We start from the raw sequence: 14,717 nt of genomic DNA, 5'->3' as shown, positions 1-14,717 counted from the left end.
TTGACGGGGAAAGGCAGATTTAGAGGCTGCCTTCACTGTTATTAATACTGGTCTTCGTAACGCTTCGCGAGATCTTCGATGTTCTCGGGCGGCCATGCCGGTACTTCCATACCGAGGTGCAGGCCCATGGAAGCGAGAACTTCCTTGATTTCGTTCAGCGACTTGCGGCCGAAGTTCGGCGTGCGCAGCATTTCTGCCTCGGTCTTCTGGATCAGATCGCCGATGTACACGATGTTGTCGTTCTTCAGGCAGTTTGCCGAGCGGACAGACAATTCGAGTTCGTCGACCTTCTTCAGGAGCGCCGGGTTGAAGGCCAGTTCGGTGACCGACTCTTCTTCGACTTCCTTCTGCGGCTCGTCGAAATTGACGAAGACGCCGAGCTGGTCCTGCAGGATGCGAGCGGCGAAAGCGACTGCATCTTCACCGGTGACAGAGCCATCAGTTTCGATGGTCATCAGCAGCTTGTCATAGTCAAGAACCTGACCTTCGCGGGTGTTCTCAACCTTGTAAGAGACCTTCTTCACCGGCGAGTAGAGGCTGTCGACCGGAATGAGACCAATCGGAGCGTCTTCTGCGCGGTTGCGCTCAGCCGGGACGTAACCCTTGCCGTTGTTGACCGTGAACTCCATACGGATCTCTGCGCCCTCGTCGAGCGTGCAGATCACGTGGTCGGGGTTCAAGATCTCGATGTCGCCAACAGTCTGAATGTCACCGGCGGTCACAACGCCCGGACCCTGCTTGCGAACGACCATGCGCTTGGCATCGTCGCCGTCCATCTTGATGGCGATTTCCTTGATGTTCAGGACGATGTCGGTGACATCTTCACGAACGCCCGGGATCGACGAGAACTCGTGCAGAACGCCGTCGATCTGGACAGCCGTAACAGCTGCACCGCGAAGCGACGACAGAAGGACGCGACGCAGAGCGTTACCGAGCGTCAAGCCGAAGCCCCGCTCGAGCGGCTCGGCGACGAGGGTCGCCTTCGTGCGGCCGGAGGAGGAGAACTCCACCTTGTTCGGCTTGATCAGTTCCTGCCAATTCTTCTGAATCATGATTTTACCTTCCGCCCGCCGTCACCATTCAATCGTGACGGCCGAATGTGAGAAGCACCGGGAGGATGCATTCAGCATCCCACCGGCAAAACGAAGAATGATTAGACGCGACGCTTCTTGCGCGGACGGCAGCCATTGTGCGGGATCGGGGTCACGTCGCGGATGGACGTGATCATGAAGCCGGCAGCCTGAAGGGCGCGCAGAGCAGATTCACGACCCGAACCCGGACCGCAGACCTCAACTTCCAGCGACTTCATGCCGTGTTCCTGAGCCTTCTTGGCGCAGTCTTCAGCAGCGATCTGAGCCGCAAACGGGGTCGACTTGCGCGAACCCTTGAAGCCCTTGGCACCAGCGGACGACCAGGCAATAGCATTGCCCTGTGCGTCGGTGATGGTGATCATCGTGTTGTTGAAGGTCGAGTTGACGTGAGCAACGCCCGACGAGATATTTTTGCGTTCGCGACGGCGGACGCGTGTGGCTTCCTTGGCCATGGTCTTCCTTTCAGTTGATCTAAGCACCGCCGTAATGCCAGCGGCTACACCAATCGAGGCAACGGAATTTAGGCAGCCTGCAACAGGAAACCCTGCCGCCGACTGCCTAATTCAAACTGCCTCGAAAAATTACTTCTTCTTACCAGCGATCGCCTTCGCCGGACCCTTGCGGGTGCGGGCGTTGGTGTGCGTGCGCTGACCGCGGACCGGCAGACCGCGACGGTGGCGCAGGCCACGGTAGCAGCCGAGGTCCATCAGACGCTTGATGTTCATCGAAGTGTCGCGACGCAGGTCGCCTTCGACCTGGTAGTCGCGGTCGATGGTTTCGCGGATTGACAGGATTTCAGCGTCGGTCAACTGGTGAACGCGCTTTTCAGCCGGAAGACCGACCTTTTCCATGATTTCCGATGCGAACTTCGGGCCGATCCCGTGAATATAGGTCAGCGCAATGATAACGCGCTTCGCAGTCGGGATGTTGACGCCAGCGATACGTGCCACGCCTATTCTCCTTGCTTCCAGTTGCCATCCGGCAAGTGGTGTCTCGTTACACGGCCCAGATGAGCCGCAATTACAAATCGGGTTCTCAACATGTCAAAACGATCGAACCCGGTCTTCCAACGCTTTGGAAGAACGCGCCGATCGCTCAAATATCGCGAGTTGGCGCGGTCTTTAGCGGAATCGGTCGCCAAAAGCAACCGGCCCCGCGAAGATTCTTGGTGGCAAGCCCTTCCGGACCGCCGCATTCTCAGGCCTTTTCCAGCACCCGGGAGATCTCTTCGGAGACCGTGTCCATCTCGGCCATACCGTCGAGGACAACCAGCTGGCCTTCGCCGGCATAGTATTCCGACAGAGGTGCCGTCTTTTCACGGTACTCGGTCAGGCGCTTGCGGAAGGATTCCGGATTGTCGTCGGAGCGAACAGTGCCGCCGGCCGCAATGGTTTCGGCGACGCGATTCTCGATACGGCGAATCAGCGCTTCCTCATCAACCTTGAGTTCGATGACCGCATCAAGAACCAGATTGCTGGCCTTCATGTTTTCGGCCAGCGCACGTGCCTGGGGCACCGTGCGCGGATAACCATCGAGGATGAAGCCCTTGGAGCAATCCGCTTCCTGGATACGCTCGGAGACGATCTGGTTGACGATGTCGTCGGACACAAGCCCACCGGCATCCATGACTTCCTTGGCGCGCTTGCCAATGTCCGTGCCGGCGGTAACAGCCGCACGAAGCATGTCGCCTGTCGACAGCTGCGGGATACCGTACTTGTCCGTCAGACGCTTGGCCTGGGTCCCCTTACCCGCGCCCGGCGGCCCCAAAAATATGATTCTCATCGTCCCCTCTTTCCTCCACGCAGCTTCGACTTCTTGATCAGACCCTCATATTGCTGAGCAATCAGATGACCTTGAATCTGTGCTACAGTATCGAGGGTGACGCTGACAACAATCAAAAGCGACGTACCACCAAGTGCTAATGGGATACCGGTGCGTGCGATGAGGAATTCCGGAAGGATGCAGACAACGACGAGGTAAAGAGCGCCGATAGCCGTGATGCGCGTCAGGACGTAGTCGATGTATTCAGCGGTGCGGTCACCAGGACGGATGCCCGGGATAAAGCCGCCATGCTTCTTCAGATTGTCGGCCGTATCCTTCGGGTTGAAGACGATCGCGGTGTAGAAGAAGGCGAAGAACGCAATCAGCAGACCGTACAGCAGCATGTAGACCGGCTGACCGTGGCTGAGCGACGCAATGATTCCCGTCGCCCAAGCCGGCAGCTGTGCCGTTCCGGCAAAACCAGCAGCAGTTGCCGGCAGAAGCAGCAGCGACGAAGCGAAGATTGCCGGAATAACGCCGGCCGTGTTGAGCTTCAGCGGCAGGTGCGAGGTGTCGCCCTGGAACATGCGGTTGCCAACCTGGCGCTTCGGATACTGGATCAGAAGGCGACGCTGAGCGCGCTCAACGAAGACTATCAGAGCGATGACGGCAATCGCAACCACGATGACTGTGAGAATCAGCACTGTCGACAGGGCGCCGGTGCGGCCGAGGTCGAGCGTGTGAGCAACGGCGGTCGGGAGACCAGCTGCAATGCCCGCGAAGATGATCAGCGAGATGCCGTTACCGATGCCGCGCGAGGTGATCTGTTCACCGAGCCACATCAGGAACATGGTGCCACCCAGCAGGGTCAGAACCGTGGACACGCGGAAGAAGATGCCCGGGTCGGCGACAATCCCCTGCCCGCTTTCAAGACCGACAGCAATGCCATAGGCCTGAAGGGCACCGAGGAGCACCGTGCCATAGCGGGTGTACTGGTTGATGATCTTGCGGCCCTGTTCGCCTTCCTTCTTCAACTGCTCGAGAGCAGGAACGACTGACGTCATCAGCTGCACGATGATCGACGCGGAAATGTAGGGCATGATGCCCAGCGCGAAGATCGCCATGCGCTCGACGGCGCCACCGGCAAACATGTTGAACAGGCCGAGAATGCCGCCGGACTGCCCCTGGAAGGCAGCCGCATAGGCTTCCGGATTGAGGCCAGGCAGCGGAATATGCGTGCCGAGGCGATAGACCAGCAATGCGGCCAGAGTGAACCACAGACGCTTCTTCAGATCTTCCGCCTTGGCGAAAGTCGAGAAGTTCAGGTTCGAGGCCAGTTGTTCCGCTGCAGAAGCCATTGAATTCTCCGCAAACCATGACCGGCAACGCGCATGGCACGGGCCGGAGGCTCTTCGTTCAAACTTTTTTTAAGAAAACCGGGCGCGGGAGAAGTTGCCGGGCAACCGCATGCCTCACACCTTAGTTTTCCAGATGACCCGGAAGACGAAACGACGTCAATTCCGTCCTGGGCTCGTGAGGCTCACATATGGGAGCAAAATCGCCCGGTGTGAAGCACCCCGGGCGATTGATCTTCATTTATTCAGAGGCTTCTGCGGTTGCTGCTACTGCGAGCAACTTGGCGGAACCGCCGGCCTTCTCGATCTTCTCGAGAGCAACCTTGGAGGCGCCTGCGACTTCGACCGAAATCTTGGCCTTCAGTTCGCCACCCGACAGGATGCGCACGCCGTCCTTGAGGCGACGGATCACGCCAGCAGCCTTGAGTGCTGCAGCATCAACCGTCTTGGAGGCGTCGAGCTTGCCAGCATCGATCGCCGTCTGAATACGGCCAACCGAAACGGTGACGTATTCCGACGCGAAGATGTTGTTGAAGCCGCGCTTCGGCAGGCGACGATAGATCGGCATCTGGCCGCCTTCGAAGCCGTTGATGGCAACGCCCGAGCGCGCCTTCTGACCCTTAACGCCGCGACCACCGGTCTTGCCCTTGCCAGAACCGATACCGCGACCTACGCGGATGCGGCTCTTGGAAGCGCCGTCGTTGTCTTTGATTTCATTCAGTTTCATGATGACTTCCCCCGTCTCACTTCTCGTCGACGACGCGAACGAGATGCTGGACAGCACGGATCATGCCACGAACGGAAGGCGTATCTTCCAGGGTGCGGACCCGGTGCATCTTGTTGAGGCCCAGACCAACCAGCGTTGCGCGCTGGACAGCCGGACGGCGAATAGGCGAGCCGATCTGTTCGATCGTGACCGTCTTTGCTTCAGTCTTCTTCGTAGCCTTGGCCATGGATCAGACTCCTCTTATTCTTCAGACGCGTTGCCGGAAGCGGCGCGGCGAGCCTGAAGCGTGGCGTACTTGAGGCCACGCTGAGCTGCGACGTCCTTCGGGTGCACCTGATGCTTCAGGGCGTCGAACGTTGCGCGAACCATGTTGTACGGGTTCGACGAACCGGTCGACTTGGCGACGACGTCCGACATGCCGAGCGTCTCGAATACGGCGCGCATCGGACCACCAGCGATGATACCGGTACCGGCCTTGGCCGAACGCAGAAGCACCTTGCCGGCGCCGTGGCGACCGTGGACGTCGTGATGCAGCGTACGGCCGTCACGCAGGGGAACGAAAATCAGTTCGCGCTTGGCAGCTTCAGTTGCCTTGCGGATCGCTTCCGGCACTTCACGTGCCTTGCCATGGCCGAAGCCTACGCGACCCTTCTGGTCGCCGACGACGACGAGGGCTGCGAAGCCGAAACGACGGCCGCCCTTGACGACCTTAGCGACGCGGTTGATGGCGACCAGCTTGTCGACAAACTCGCTATCGCGTTCTTCACGGTTCTGGCGATCATCGCGCGAACCACGCTTTTCTTGTGCCATTGTCCTTTTCCTTTTTCTTTTCCGGGTGCAATCGGCAGATTACGAAAGTTCCACCCTGCCCTCTCGAACATGGTGGAATCCGGTGGAACCGGCTTAAAGCCGGAAATCCACCCGGACGCAAGCCCGGGTGGAAATTCTAATCAGAAGGTCAGACCACCTTCGCGAGCCGCTTCGGCGAGTGCCTTGATGCGGCCGTGATAGATGAAGGCGCCGCGATCGAAGACGACTTCCTGAACGCCAGCCTTGACAGCACGCTCGGCCACCAGCTTGCCAACGGCAGCAGCTGCTGCAATGTCGGCGCCGGTCTTGAGCGAGGCCTTCAGGCCGCCATCGAGCGTCGAAGCAGCGGCAAGGGTCTTGCCAGCCACGTCGTCGATGACCTGGGCGTAGATGTTCTTCGAAGAGCGATGTACCGACAGACGCGGACGGCCATTTGCCACCGCCTTGATCTGACGCCGTACGCGGTTCGCACGGCGAACAAGTGCTTCTTTTCTGCTTGCCATTTCGCGCGATCCTTACTTCTTCTTGCCTTCTTTGCGGACGATCCGCTCTTCGGCATACTTGACGCCCTTGCCCTTGTAAGGCTCGGGACCGCGATATTCGCGGATCTCAGCTGCCACCTGGCCAACCTGCTGCTTGTTGATGCCGGACACGATGATTTCGGTCGGCTTCGGAACAGCAATGGTGATGCCAGCCGGCGGCTGGTAGACGACGTCATGGCTGAAGCCGAGTGCCAGCTGCAGGTTTGTGCCCTGCAGCGACGCGCGGTAACCAACGCCGTTGATTTCGAGCTTGCGCTCGTAACCGTCCTTCACACCCTTCAGGATGTTTTCGACCATCGTGCGGGACATGCCCCACTTCGACCGTGCATCCTTCGAGTTGTTTGTCGGCAGGACGACAACAAAGTTGTCCTCCAGCTTGACGGAGATTTCGTCATTCGCGACGAAGAAAAGTTCACCCTTCGGACCCTTTACCGAGACCTTCTGGCCTTCGACTGTGGCAGTCACACCAGCCGGAACCGGAACGGGCTTCTTACCGATACGAGACATAGTTTTTATCCTGTCTGTTCGCTATGGAGTTCCCCTGTTCGATCTTAGAAGACCGAGCAGAGAACCTCACCACCAACGTTCTGTTCGCGAGCCTGGTGATCGGCCATCACACCCTTCGGAGTCGAAAGGATGGTGATGCCGAGGCCGTTCGCGACCTGCGGGATGGACTTAACCGAGACATAAACTCGGCGGCCCGGCTTGGAGACACGGCCGATTTCGCGAATGACCGAAGCACCTTCGTAGTACTTCAGTTCAATCGTGATCTCGGACTTGCCGTTGTCATAGTCGACCTGGCTGTAGCCACGGATGTAGCCTTCAGCCTGCAGGACGTCGAGAACGCGGGCACGGAGCTTGGAGGCCGGAGTGGAGACAGAGCTCTTGCGGCGAGCAGCACCATTCCGGATACGGGTGAGCATATCGCCCAACGGATCAGTCATCGTCATGTTACCGTCTCCTTACCAGCTGGACTTCACAACGCCCGGCACCTTGCCGGTGTTGCCAAGCTCACGAAGTGCGATACGCGACATACCGAGCTTGCGGTAGAAAGCGCGCGGGCGACCAGTGACTTCGCAACGGTTGCGAATACGGGTCTTCGAGCCGTCACGCGGCAGTTCTGCCAGCTTCAGGGTTGCCTTGAACCGCTCTTCAATCGAAAGGGACTGGTTCATGATGATGGCCTTGAGCCCGGCGCGCTTTGCGGCCTGGTTCGCGACGATCTTGCGGCGGCGCTTGTTCTTTTCAACTGCGCTTGTCTTCGCCATATGGAAGTTCCTCTTCTACGCTCGTCGTTACGGTTACTGACGGAACGGGAAGTTGAACTCTTTAAGAAGAGCCCGAGCTTCGTCGTCGTTGGTCGCCGTCGTGCAAACGATGATGTCCATGCCCCACATCTGATCAACCTTATCGTAGTTGATCTCCGGGAACACAATGTGCTCCTTGATGCCCATGGCGAAGTTGCCACGGCCGTCGAAGGACTTCGGGTTCAGGCCGCGGAAGTCGCGAACGCGCGGAAGCGCGATGTTGACCAGGCGATCCAGGAACTCGTACATCCGGGCGCCGCGCAGGGTAACCTTTGCGCCGATCGGCATGTCTTCACGGACCTTGAAGCCCGCGATGGAATTGCGAGCCCGCGTGATAACCGGCTTCTGGCCAGCAATCGCTGCGAGATCGGCAGCTGCAACCGTGGGCTTCTTGGAGTCGGCTGTCGCCTCACCCACGCCCATGTTGATCACGATCTTATCCAGCTTCGGGATCATCATTTCGTTGGCGAAGGAGAACTGCTCCTGCATCGCCTTGCGAATACGGTTTACGTATTCAACCTTGAGCCGCGGCTCGTACTTGGACTCAGCCATCGATCACTTCTCCCGAACGCTTGGCCACACGAACCTTCTTGCCGTCAACGACTGCGAAACCGACGCGGGTCGGCTTGCCGTCCTTGTCTGCGATCGCGAGATTCGACAGATGGATCGGAGCTTCCTTGGTGATGATGCCGGCTTCCTGGTTCTGCGTCTGGCGCTGGTGGCGCTTCACAACGTTGATGCCACGGACGACCGCACGGTCTTCCTTCGGCATGACCTGGAGGACTTCGCCTGAACGGCCCTTGTCCTTGCCAGCGAGAATGACGACCTTGTCGCCCTTACGGATCTTGTTCATCGCTCGTCGCTCCCCTTACAGTACTTCCGGAGCCAGCGAGATGATCTTCATGTGGTTCTTGGCGCGAAGTTCGCGCGGAACCGGTCCGAAGATACGGGTGCCGATGGGCTCTTTCTTGTTGTCGATCAGAACGGCTGCGTTGTTGTCGAATCGAATGACGCTGCCGTCGGCGCGACGGATGTCCTTGGCGGTACGAACAACAACCGCCTTCATCACGTCACCCTTCTTGACGCGGCCGCGCGGGATCGCTTCCTTGATCGAAACGACAATGATGTCGCCAATCGAAGCGTACTTGCGCTTGGAGCCGCCCAGCACCTTGATGCACATGACACGACGTGCGCCGGAATTATCCGCCACGTCGAGGTTAGTCTGCATCTGAATCATGTCAGGTCGCCTTCTTGTTGCAACCCGAACGGTTGGGCCGAGGCCCCCTATTCGGGCTTATGATAAATTTCTGTTGTGCGCGGGAAGATAAATACAGGGTGGTTTCCCATATGGGACCTTCCGTGCGCTCAAAGCAAAAGAACGCCCGCTTCGGGGCGTTCTCAGCCAGTGGCCTGCTTCATACAGATTTCTGCGCGAGGTGCAAGCCCCCGCGCAGAAACTCCGTAAATTAAGCCTGGGCGGTGATAACCGTCCAGCACTTGTCCTTGGAGATCGGGGCGCATTCCTGGATGGAAACTACGTCACCGGTCTTGAACTGGTTGTTTTCGTCATGTGCCTTGTACTTCTTCGACCGACGAACGGTCTTCTGAAGCAGTGGGTGGGCGAATCGACGCTCAACGCGAACAACGACGGTCTTGTCGTTCTTGTCGCTGACAACTACGCCCTGCAGAATGCGTTTCGGCATATTCTTCGGTCCTTAGGCCTTGGCTTCTGCCGCCTTCTGGCGGGCAATGGTTTTTACGCGTGCGATATCACGACGGACTTCCTGAATCCGGGAAGACTTCTCGAGCTGGCCAGTGGCCTTCTGGAAGCGCAGGTTGAACTGCTCCTTCTTCAGCTTGGCAAGTTCGTCGTTCAGCTGGTCGGCGCTCATGGCGCGTACGTCTGCGGCTTTCATCGACTTGATCCTCACTCTGCAATGCGCTGTACGAAGCGCGTCGTGACCGAGAGCTTTGCAGAACCGAGGCGAAGAGCCTCGCGTGCGATCTCTTCCGAAACGCCGTCGATCTCGAACATGATACGACCGGGCTTGACCTTGCATGCCCAGTATTCGACCGAACCCTTACCCTTACCCATACGGACTTCCGTGGGCTTGGCAGTGACCGGAACGTCAGGGAATACGCGGATCCACACACGACCAGCACGCTTCATGTAGCGTGTGATCGCACGACGGGCTGCTTCGATTTCGCGCGCGTTCACACGGTTCGGTTCCAGAGCCTTGAGGCCGTATTCACCGAATGCCAGATCAAAACCGCCCTTGGCGACGCCCTTGATGCGGCCCTTGAACTGCTTGCGGTACTTTGTACGCTTTGGCTGCAACATTTTCTTACTTCTCCGAGCTTATCTTTCGCCAGCGTTCAATCAAGCGTTCTCGCGGCGACGGTCGCCACGATCGCCGCGTTCACGGCTTGCCGGACCCTGGGCATCGCCCTCGAGCGCACGACGCTCGGAGGCCATCGGATCGTGTTCAAGGATTTCGCCCTTGAAGATCCAGACCTTCACGCCGCAGATGCCATAGGCAGTCGAGGCTTCAGACGTCCCGTAGTCGATGTCTGCGCGAAGGGTGTGGAGCGGCACGCGGCCTTCGCGGTACCATTCGGTACGCGCGATTTCAGCACCGCCGAGACGGCCAGCGCAGGTGATCTTGATGCCTTCGGCACCGAGACGCATGGCCGACTGAACGGCGCGCTTCATGGCGCGACGGAATGCAATACGACGCTCGAGCTGCTGGGTAATCGACTGAGCGACCAGGGTCGCATCGATTTCCGGCTTGCGCACTTCAACGATGTTGAGGTGCGTTTCCGAGTTGGTCATCGACGAGATCTTCTTGCGAAGCTTCTCGATGTCTGCACCCTTCTTGCCGATGATCAGACCCGGACGAGCCGAGTGGATCGTGACGCGGCACTTCTTGTGCGGACGCTCGATGACGACCTTGGCAATACCGGCCTGCTTCAGTTCGTCCATCAGATACTTGCGGATCTTCAGGTCTTCATGCAGCAGCTTGCCGTATTCGGCGTTGTCGGCGAACCAACGGCTATCCCAAGTGCGGTTGATGCCGAGGCGGAAACCGATTGGATTAATTTTCTGACCCATTATGCGGCCTCCCCAGTGACGGCTTCAACTTCGCGCACCACGATGGTGAGGTGCGAGAATGCCTTCTCGATGCGCGATGCGCGACCGCGGCCACGAGCGTGGAAACGCTTCATGGTGATCGACTTGCCGACATAAGCTTCGGCGACGACCAGCTGGTCGACGTCGAGGTCATGGTTGTTCTCGGCGTTGGCGATTGCGGACTCGAGGGTCTTCTTGACCGTGCCGGCGATGCGCTTGCGGGAGAATTCCAGATCAGCGAGAGCGCGCTCAACCTTCTTGCCGCGGATCATCGCGGCAACCAGGTTCAGCTTCTGCGGGCTGACGCGGATCGTGCGGGCAACCGCCTGCGCTTCGTTGTCCTTCAGCCGACGTTCGGCTTTTGCCTTGCCCATGGTTACTTCCTCTTCGCCTTTTTGTCCGCACCGTGACCGTAATAGGTCCGTGTGGGAGCGAATTCACCGAACTTGTGACCGACCATGTCTTCGTTGACGTTGACCGGGATGTGCTTGCTGCCGTTGTAGACACCAAAGGTGAGACCGACGAACTGCGGCAGGATGGTGGAGCGACGGCTCCACATCTTGATCACTTCGCTACGACCGCCTTCACGAACCTTCTCAGCCTTCTTGAGAAGATAGCCGTCAACGAACGGGCCTTTCCATACTGAACGAGCCATTTCTGACTACCTCTCTTACTTCTTCTTCAGGTGGCGCGAGCGCATGATGAACTTGTCGGTCGACTTGTTCGAACGTGTACGCTTGCCCTTGGTCGGCTTGCCCCAAGGGGAAACCGGGTGACGACCACCGGATGTGCGGCCTTCACCACCACCGTGCGGGTGGTCGACCGGGTTCATGACAACACCGCGGTTATGCGGGGTCTTGCCGCGCCAACGGGTACGACCAGCCTTACCGTCATTGGTGTTGCCGTGGTCCGGGTTGGATACGGCGCCAATGGTGGCGAGGCAGGAGCCCGGAACCAGGCGCTGTTCGCCAGAGTTCAGGCGCAGGATTGCCATGCCGGCATCGCGGCCGACCAGCTGTACGTAGGTGCCTGCAGAGCGAGCGATCTGACCGCCCTTGCCCGGCTTCATTTCCACGTTGTGGATGATGGAGCCGACCGGGATCGACTGCAGCGGCATGGTGTTGCCGGGCTTTACGTCAACTGCCTTGTCAGATGCGATCACCTTGTCGCCAGCAGCGAGACGCTGCGGGGCCAGGATGTAGGCCTGCTCGCCGTCCGTGTAGGTCACGAGAGCGATGAATGCCGAACGGTTCGGGTCGTATTCCAGGCGCTCGACAGTGCCCTCTACGTCGAACTTGCGACGCTTGAAGTCCACCAGACGATAGGTGCGCTTATGACCACCGCCGATGAAGCGGGCGGTGATGCGACCGAGGTTGTTACGACCGCCGCTCTTGGACAGACCTTCCGTCAGCGCCTTGACCGGCTTGCCCTTGTGGAGGCCAGAACGGTCGACGATGACGAGCTGACGCTGGCTCGGCGTGGTCGGGTTGAAGCTTTTCAATGCCATTGTTCTTGTTCCCTACCTCAGACGCCCGTCGACACGTCGATGGACTGACCTTCGGCAAGCGTCACGACGGCCTTCTTGACGTCTTTCTGCTTACCGGCGAAGCCGCGGAAACGCTTGGTCTTGCCCTTGCGGACGAGCGTGTTGACGGCCGTGACCTTGACGCCGAAGAGAGCTTCGACAGCAGCCTTGATTTCCGGCTTGCTAGCGCCCTTGGCGACATTGAAGACGACCTGGTTGTACTCGGACACCATGGTCGACTTTTCCGTGATCGAAGGAGATACGATCACGTCGTAGTGGCGAAGATCAGTCATTTGAACCGCTCCTCCAGAGCTTCCACAGCAGCCTTGGAAAGCACGAGCTTGCCACGGCGCAGGATGTCGTAAACGTTGATGCCCTGAACTGGCAGAACATCGATGTTCGGGATGTTCGAGGCGGCGAGCTTGAAGTTGCTGTCGATTTCGGCACCGCCGATGACGAGAGCATTGGTGAGGCCGAGCGTCGCGAACGTACCGACGAGCAGCTTGGTCTTGGCTTCAGCAGCCACCAGGTTGTCGACGATGATCACGTCTTCCGACTTCATCTTGGCAGACAGGGCGTGGCGCAGAGCGAGCGCACGAACCTTCTTCGGCAGGTCATGGGCGTGGCTGCGAACAACCGGGCCATGAGCCTTACCACCGCCGCGGAACTGCGGAGCGCGGGCCGAATGGTGACGAGCACGACCGGTGCCCTTCTGCTTGTACATCTTCGAACCGGTGCGCGAGACTTCCGCGCGGCCCTTGGTCTTGTGCGTGCCCTGGCGCTTCTTGGCCAGCTGCCAGCGGATCATGCGGGCGATCAGGTCTTCGCGCGGGTCGAGGCCGAAGATTTCGTCAGACAGAGAAACCTTGCCGGCTTCCTTGCCCTCGAGGGTCTTGACGTTAAATTCCATGTCCTTGGCTCCCTTACTTCGCCGACTTCACGGCGTCGCGGACGATGATCCAGGAACCCTTGGAACCGGGAACGGCGCCCTTCACAAGGATAAGACCACGATCTTCATCGGTCGAAACGACTTCGAGGTTCTGGGTGGTGACGCGAGTCTGGCCCATGTGACCAGCCATGCGCTTGCCCTTCCAGACCTTGCCCGGATCCTGGTTCGAACCAGTCGAACCATGCGAACGGTGCGAAACGGACACACCGTGGGTCGCGCGGAGACCACCGAAGTTGTGGCGCTTCATCGCACCGGCAAAACCCTTACCGATCGTCGTGCCCGTGACGTCGACCAGCTGGCCGGCTTCAAAATGGCTCGCGGTCAGCTGCGCGCCGACATCGATAAGGTTGTCTTCGGAGACGCGGAATTCGACGAGCTTGGCCTTGGGCTCAACGCTCGCTGCGGCGAAGTGACCACGAAGGCCCTTCGACGTGTTCTTGACCTTCGACGTACCGGCACCGAGCTGAAGAGCCACGTAGCCGTTCTTGTCGGCCGTACGCTGCGCGACGACCTGTACGTTATCCAGACGCAGAACTGTTACCGGGATATGTTCGCCGGCGTCGTTATAGACGCGGGTCATTCCCACTTTCTGTGCAATCACACCTGAACGCATTGGTTCATTCCTCTTGAGAGTCGCGGCCGGGAAAAGTGATCCAGGCCTTTCCTCTTTGTTTAAGGATTCCACTCCGGCCCTTCCGAACCTTCGGGTTTCCCGTTTCGAGAAGTCGTTGGCAGGTCTTGCCACGTACCTTCCTTGTTATTTCGGCTCTCGCCGGAATTCCATTTTAGAGCTTGATCTCGACGTCCACGCCAGCAGCCAGGTCGAGCTTCATCAGCGCGTCAACCGTCTGCGGAGTCGGGTCCACGATGTCGAGAAGGCGCTTGTGTGTGCGCATTTCGAACTGTTCGCGGCTCTTCTTGTCGACGTGGGGAGAACGGTTGACGGTAAATTTTTCGATGCGGGTCGGGAGCGGAACCGGGCCACGAACGCTAGCGCCAGTGCGCTTTGCGGTCGAGACGATCTCGCGCGTAGAGGCATCGAGAACCCGGTGATCAAACGCCTTGAGGCGGATGCGGATATTCTGGCCGTTCATTCGACTTGTCCTTGTTTCTTATCGTGCGTCCCGCATACGCAGAGACAGTGAATTACCATGACTGGCCGGCCCCAAATTTTCAAAAATCACAGGACTGCCAAAGGGGCGCCCTGTCACTCTTTCTAGTCATGAGGAGCCCTGCCCAACGTGACCCGTCACCAGGCCTTGTAAACTGCAGCGCCTGAATCAGTTGGCGCAACGCCCGCTGATTCCTATCGTGGCCGGCGACATACACCGCAATCGGCCTTCCGTCAATCCGCCCGTCAGGACGAAATGGCGACGTGTGCGCGTCCGGCATGCCTGGCTTGCGCCAGAAGACCGGAGAAAACGGAAAGCGGCCTCGGACCGAAGCCCGAGGCCGCCTTGCCCAATCGATTACTCGACGATCGAAGCGACGATGCCGGCGCCGACGGTACGGCCGCCTTC

General features: G+C 58.9%; 26 protein-coding genes. All 26 read right to left on the bottom strand.

Annotation, left to right across the window (positions count from 1 at the left end; all coding sequences use genetic code 11):
• Positions 1 to 41: 41 nt before the first annotated feature.
• Positions 42 to 1,052, bottom strand: coding sequence for a DNA-directed RNA polymerase subunit alpha (locus IP76_RS10225; RefSeq protein ID WP_054158118.1), 1,011 nt, complete (start codon positions 1,050 to 1,052; stop codon positions 42 to 44).
• A gap of 101 nt (positions 1,053 to 1,153) precedes the next feature.
• The gene (gene rpsK, locus IP76_RS10220; RefSeq protein WP_015915761.1) at positions 1,154 to 1,543 is read right to left on the bottom strand and encodes a 30S ribosomal protein S11; all 390 of its coding nucleotides are present in this window, start codon (positions 1,541 to 1,543) and stop codon (positions 1,154 to 1,156) included.
• A gap of 129 nt (positions 1,544 to 1,672) precedes the next feature.
• Complete coding sequence (rpsM, locus tag IP76_RS10215) at positions 1,673 to 2,041, bottom strand: 30S ribosomal protein S13 (RefSeq protein WP_054158117.1); 369 nt, start codon at positions 2,039 to 2,041, stop codon at positions 1,673 to 1,675.
• A 247-nt stretch (positions 2,042 to 2,288) separates the two neighbouring features.
• On the bottom strand, positions 2,289 to 2,873 hold the full coding sequence (locus tag IP76_RS10210) for an adenylate kinase (protein WP_054158116.1): 585 nt from the start codon (positions 2,871 to 2,873) through the stop codon (positions 2,289 to 2,291).
• Positions 2,870 to 4,210 (bottom strand): preprotein translocase subunit SecY, encoded by a 1,341-nt coding sequence (gene secY / locus IP76_RS10205; protein WP_054158115.1) that lies wholly within the window; start codon positions 4,208 to 4,210, stop codon positions 2,870 to 2,872. Before secY ends, IP76_RS10210 begins: the two co-directional genes overlap by 4 nt.
• A gap of 238 nt (positions 4,211 to 4,448) precedes the next feature.
• Complete coding sequence (gene rplO / locus IP76_RS10200) at positions 4,449 to 4,934, bottom strand: 50S ribosomal protein L15 (protein ID WP_054158114.1); 486 nt, start codon at positions 4,932 to 4,934, stop codon at positions 4,449 to 4,451.
• 16 nt (positions 4,935 to 4,950) lie between these two features.
• Positions 4,951 to 5,160 carry a 50S ribosomal protein L30 gene (rpmD, locus tag IP76_RS10195; protein WP_054158113.1) on the bottom strand — a complete coding sequence of 70 codons (210 nt, stop codon included), beginning with the start codon at positions 5,158 to 5,160 and terminating at the stop codon, positions 4,951 to 4,953.
• Positions 5,161 to 5,174: 14 nt separating this feature from the next.
• Positions 5,175 to 5,744 (bottom strand): 30S ribosomal protein S5, encoded by a 570-nt coding sequence (rpsE, locus tag IP76_RS10190; protein WP_054158112.1) that lies wholly within the window; start codon positions 5,742 to 5,744, stop codon positions 5,175 to 5,177.
• A 140-nt stretch (positions 5,745 to 5,884) separates the two neighbouring features.
• Positions 5,885 to 6,247, bottom strand: a complete 363-nt coding sequence (rplR, locus tag IP76_RS10185; RefSeq protein ID WP_054158111.1) for a 50S ribosomal protein L18 — start codon at positions 6,245 to 6,247, stop codon at positions 5,885 to 5,887.
• A gap of 12 nt (positions 6,248 to 6,259) precedes the next feature.
• Complete coding sequence (rplF, locus tag IP76_RS10180; protein WP_054158110.1) at positions 6,260 to 6,793, bottom strand: 50S ribosomal protein L6; 534 nt, start codon at positions 6,791 to 6,793, stop codon at positions 6,260 to 6,262.
• 44 nt (positions 6,794 to 6,837) lie between these two features.
• Positions 6,838 to 7,236 carry a 30S ribosomal protein S8 gene (rpsH, locus tag IP76_RS10175; RefSeq protein WP_054158109.1) on the bottom strand — a complete coding sequence of 133 codons (399 nt, stop codon included), beginning with the start codon at positions 7,234 to 7,236 and terminating at the stop codon, positions 6,838 to 6,840.
• Between the two features lie 12 nt (positions 7,237 to 7,248).
• Complete coding sequence (gene rpsN, locus IP76_RS10170; RefSeq protein ID WP_054150971.1) at positions 7,249 to 7,554, bottom strand: 30S ribosomal protein S14; 306 nt, start codon at positions 7,552 to 7,554, stop codon at positions 7,249 to 7,251.
• A gap of 33 nt (positions 7,555 to 7,587) precedes the next feature.
• Complete coding sequence (gene rplE, locus IP76_RS10165) at positions 7,588 to 8,145, bottom strand: 50S ribosomal protein L5 (protein ID WP_054158108.1); 558 nt, start codon at positions 8,143 to 8,145, stop codon at positions 7,588 to 7,590.
• Positions 8,138 to 8,446, bottom strand: coding sequence for a 50S ribosomal protein L24 (gene rplX / locus IP76_RS10160; protein WP_054158107.1), 309 nt, complete (start codon positions 8,444 to 8,446; stop codon positions 8,138 to 8,140). Before rplX ends, rplE begins: the two co-directional genes overlap by 8 nt.
• 15 nt (positions 8,447 to 8,461) lie before the next feature.
• Positions 8,462 to 8,830 (bottom strand): 50S ribosomal protein L14, encoded by a 369-nt coding sequence (gene rplN / locus IP76_RS10155; protein ID WP_006728677.1) that lies wholly within the window; start codon positions 8,828 to 8,830, stop codon positions 8,462 to 8,464.
• A gap of 229 nt (positions 8,831 to 9,059) precedes the next feature.
• A complete protein-coding gene (gene rpsQ, locus IP76_RS10150) occupies positions 9,060 to 9,296 on the bottom strand; it encodes a 30S ribosomal protein S17 (RefSeq protein ID WP_054158106.1) in 237 nt (78 codons plus the stop codon).
• 12 nt (positions 9,297 to 9,308) lie between these two features.
• On the bottom strand, positions 9,309 to 9,509 hold the full coding sequence (rpmC, locus tag IP76_RS10145; protein ID WP_028735898.1) for a 50S ribosomal protein L29: 201 nt from the start codon (positions 9,507 to 9,509) through the stop codon (positions 9,309 to 9,311).
• Positions 9,510 to 9,520: 11 nt separating this feature from the next.
• On the bottom strand, positions 9,521 to 9,934 hold the full coding sequence (rplP, locus tag IP76_RS10140; protein ID WP_054158105.1) for a 50S ribosomal protein L16: 414 nt from the start codon (positions 9,932 to 9,934) through the stop codon (positions 9,521 to 9,523).
• Positions 9,935 to 9,973: 39 nt separating this feature from the next.
• Complete coding sequence (gene rpsC / locus IP76_RS10135) at positions 9,974 to 10,705, bottom strand: 30S ribosomal protein S3 (protein ID WP_054158104.1); 732 nt, start codon at positions 10,703 to 10,705, stop codon at positions 9,974 to 9,976.
• Positions 10,705 to 11,097 (bottom strand): 50S ribosomal protein L22, encoded by a 393-nt coding sequence (rplV, locus tag IP76_RS10130; protein ID WP_054158103.1) that lies wholly within the window; start codon positions 11,095 to 11,097, stop codon positions 10,705 to 10,707. The genes rpsC and rplV overlap by 1 nt, the downstream gene beginning before the upstream one ends.
• Before the next feature lie 2 nt (positions 11,098 to 11,099).
• Positions 11,100 to 11,378: a 30S ribosomal protein S19 gene (rpsS, locus tag IP76_RS10125; RefSeq protein WP_054158102.1), complete on the bottom strand. Its 279-nt coding sequence runs from the start codon at positions 11,376 to 11,378 to the stop codon at positions 11,100 to 11,102.
• A gap of 15 nt (positions 11,379 to 11,393) precedes the next feature.
• On the bottom strand, positions 11,394 to 12,230 hold the full coding sequence (rplB, locus tag IP76_RS10120; RefSeq protein ID WP_054158101.1) for a 50S ribosomal protein L2: 837 nt from the start codon (positions 12,228 to 12,230) through the stop codon (positions 11,394 to 11,396).
• A gap of 17 nt (positions 12,231 to 12,247) precedes the next feature.
• The gene (locus IP76_RS10115; protein ID WP_054158100.1) at positions 12,248 to 12,541 is read right to left on the bottom strand and encodes a 50S ribosomal protein L23; all 294 of its coding nucleotides are present in this window, start codon (positions 12,539 to 12,541) and stop codon (positions 12,248 to 12,250) included.
• Positions 12,538 to 13,158, bottom strand: a complete 621-nt coding sequence (rplD, locus tag IP76_RS10110; RefSeq protein ID WP_054158099.1) for a 50S ribosomal protein L4 — start codon at positions 13,156 to 13,158, stop codon at positions 12,538 to 12,540. Before rplD ends, IP76_RS10115 begins: the two co-directional genes overlap by 4 nt.
• 13 nt (positions 13,159 to 13,171) lie before the next feature.
• Positions 13,172 to 13,810, bottom strand: a complete 639-nt coding sequence (gene rplC / locus IP76_RS10105; RefSeq protein ID WP_006728687.1) for a 50S ribosomal protein L3 — start codon at positions 13,808 to 13,810, stop codon at positions 13,172 to 13,174.
• Positions 13,811 to 13,982: 172 nt separating this feature from the next.
• Entirely contained in the window at positions 13,983 to 14,291 is a 309-nt protein-coding gene (rpsJ, locus tag IP76_RS10100) for a 30S ribosomal protein S10 (protein WP_006728688.1), read from the bottom strand.
• Positions 14,292 to 14,717: the final 426 nt, after the last annotated feature.

This window comes from Rhizobium sp. AAP43 (assembly GCF_001296045.1).
Taxonomy (GTDB): Bacteria; Pseudomonadota; Alphaproteobacteria; order Rhizobiales; family Rhizobiaceae; genus Allorhizobium.
This window is presented reverse-complemented; position numbering and strand designations above follow the sequence as displayed.

What these genes read in the sequence shown, in the direction of transcription:
- rpsE (WP_054158112.1), bottom strand. Translation starts at nt 5,744, where the DNA reads ATGGCACAAGAAAAGCGTGGTTCGCGCGATGATCGCCAGAACCGTGAA.
- rpsK (WP_015915761.1), bottom strand. Translation starts at nt 1,543, where the DNA reads ATGGCCAAGGAAGCCACACGCGTCCGCCGTCGCGAACGCAAAAATATC.
- rpmD (WP_054158113.1), bottom strand. Translation starts at nt 5,160, where the DNA reads ATGGCCAAGGCTACGAAGAAGACTGAAGCAAAGACGGTCACGATCGAA.
- IP76_RS10210 (WP_054158116.1), bottom strand. Translation starts at nt 2,873, where the DNA reads ATGAGAATCATATTTTTGGGGCCGCCGGGCGCGGGTAAGGGGACCCAG.
- rpsJ (WP_006728688.1), bottom strand. Translation starts at nt 14,291, where the DNA reads ATGAACGGCCAGAATATCCGCATCCGCCTCAAGGCGTTTGATCACCGG.
- rpmC (WP_028735898.1), bottom strand. Translation starts at nt 9,509, where the DNA reads ATGAAAGCCGCAGACGTACGCGCCATGAGCGCCGACCAGCTGAACGAC.
- IP76_RS10225 (WP_054158118.1), bottom strand. Translation starts at nt 1,052, where the DNA reads ATGATTCAGAAGAATTGGCAGGAACTGATCAAGCCGAACAAGGTGGAG.
- rplP (WP_054158105.1), bottom strand. Translation starts at nt 9,934, where the DNA reads ATGTTGCAGCCAAAGCGTACAAAGTACCGCAAGCAGTTCAAGGGCCGC.
- rplX (WP_054158107.1), bottom strand. Translation starts at nt 8,446, where the DNA reads ATGAACAAGATCCGTAAGGGCGACAAGGTCGTCATTCTCGCTGGCAAG.
- rplE (WP_054158108.1), bottom strand. Translation starts at nt 8,145, where the DNA reads ATGGCTGAGTCCAAGTACGAGCCGCGGCTCAAGGTTGAATACGTAAAC.
- rpsN (WP_054150971.1), bottom strand. Translation starts at nt 7,554, where the DNA reads ATGGCGAAGACAAGCGCAGTTGAAAAGAACAAGCGCCGCCGCAAGATC.
- secY (WP_054158115.1), bottom strand. Translation starts at nt 4,210, where the DNA reads ATGGCTTCTGCAGCGGAACAACTGGCCTCGAACCTGAACTTCTCGACT.
- rplN (WP_006728677.1), bottom strand. Translation starts at nt 8,830, where the DNA reads ATGATTCAGATGCAGACTAACCTCGACGTGGCGGATAATTCCGGCGCA.
- rplV (WP_054158103.1), bottom strand. Translation starts at nt 11,097, where the DNA reads ATGGGCAAGGCAAAAGCCGAACGTCGGCTGAAGGACAACGAAGCGCAG.
- rpsC (WP_054158104.1), bottom strand. Translation starts at nt 10,705, where the DNA reads ATGGGTCAGAAAATTAATCCAATCGGTTTCCGCCTCGGCATCAACCGC.
- rpsH (WP_054158109.1), bottom strand. Translation starts at nt 7,236, where the DNA reads ATGACGATGACTGATCCGTTGGGCGATATGCTCACCCGTATCCGGAAT.
- rplO (WP_054158114.1), bottom strand. Translation starts at nt 4,934, where the DNA reads ATGAAACTGAATGAAATCAAAGACAACGACGGCGCTTCCAAGAGCCGC.
- rpsS (WP_054158102.1), bottom strand. Translation starts at nt 11,378, where the DNA reads ATGGCTCGTTCAGTATGGAAAGGCCCGTTCGTTGACGGCTATCTTCTC.
- rpsQ (WP_054158106.1), bottom strand. Translation starts at nt 9,296, where the DNA reads ATGCCGAAACGCATTCTGCAGGGCGTAGTTGTCAGCGACAAGAACGAC.
- IP76_RS10115 (WP_054158100.1), bottom strand. Translation starts at nt 12,541, where the DNA reads ATGACTGATCTTCGCCACTACGACGTGATCGTATCTCCTTCGATCACG.
- rplR (WP_054158111.1), bottom strand. Translation starts at nt 6,247, where the DNA reads ATGGCAAGCAGAAAAGAAGCACTTGTTCGCCGTGCGAACCGCGTACGG.
- rplF (WP_054158110.1), bottom strand. Translation starts at nt 6,793, where the DNA reads ATGTCTCGTATCGGTAAGAAGCCCGTTCCGGTTCCGGCTGGTGTGACT.
- rplB (WP_054158101.1), bottom strand. Translation starts at nt 12,230, where the DNA reads ATGGCATTGAAAAGCTTCAACCCGACCACGCCGAGCCAGCGTCAGCTC.
- rplC (WP_006728687.1), bottom strand. Translation starts at nt 13,810, where the DNA reads ATGCGTTCAGGTGTGATTGCACAGAAAGTGGGAATGACCCGCGTCTAT.
- rplD (WP_054158099.1), bottom strand. Translation starts at nt 13,158, where the DNA reads ATGGAATTTAACGTCAAGACCCTCGAGGGCAAGGAAGCCGGCAAGGTT.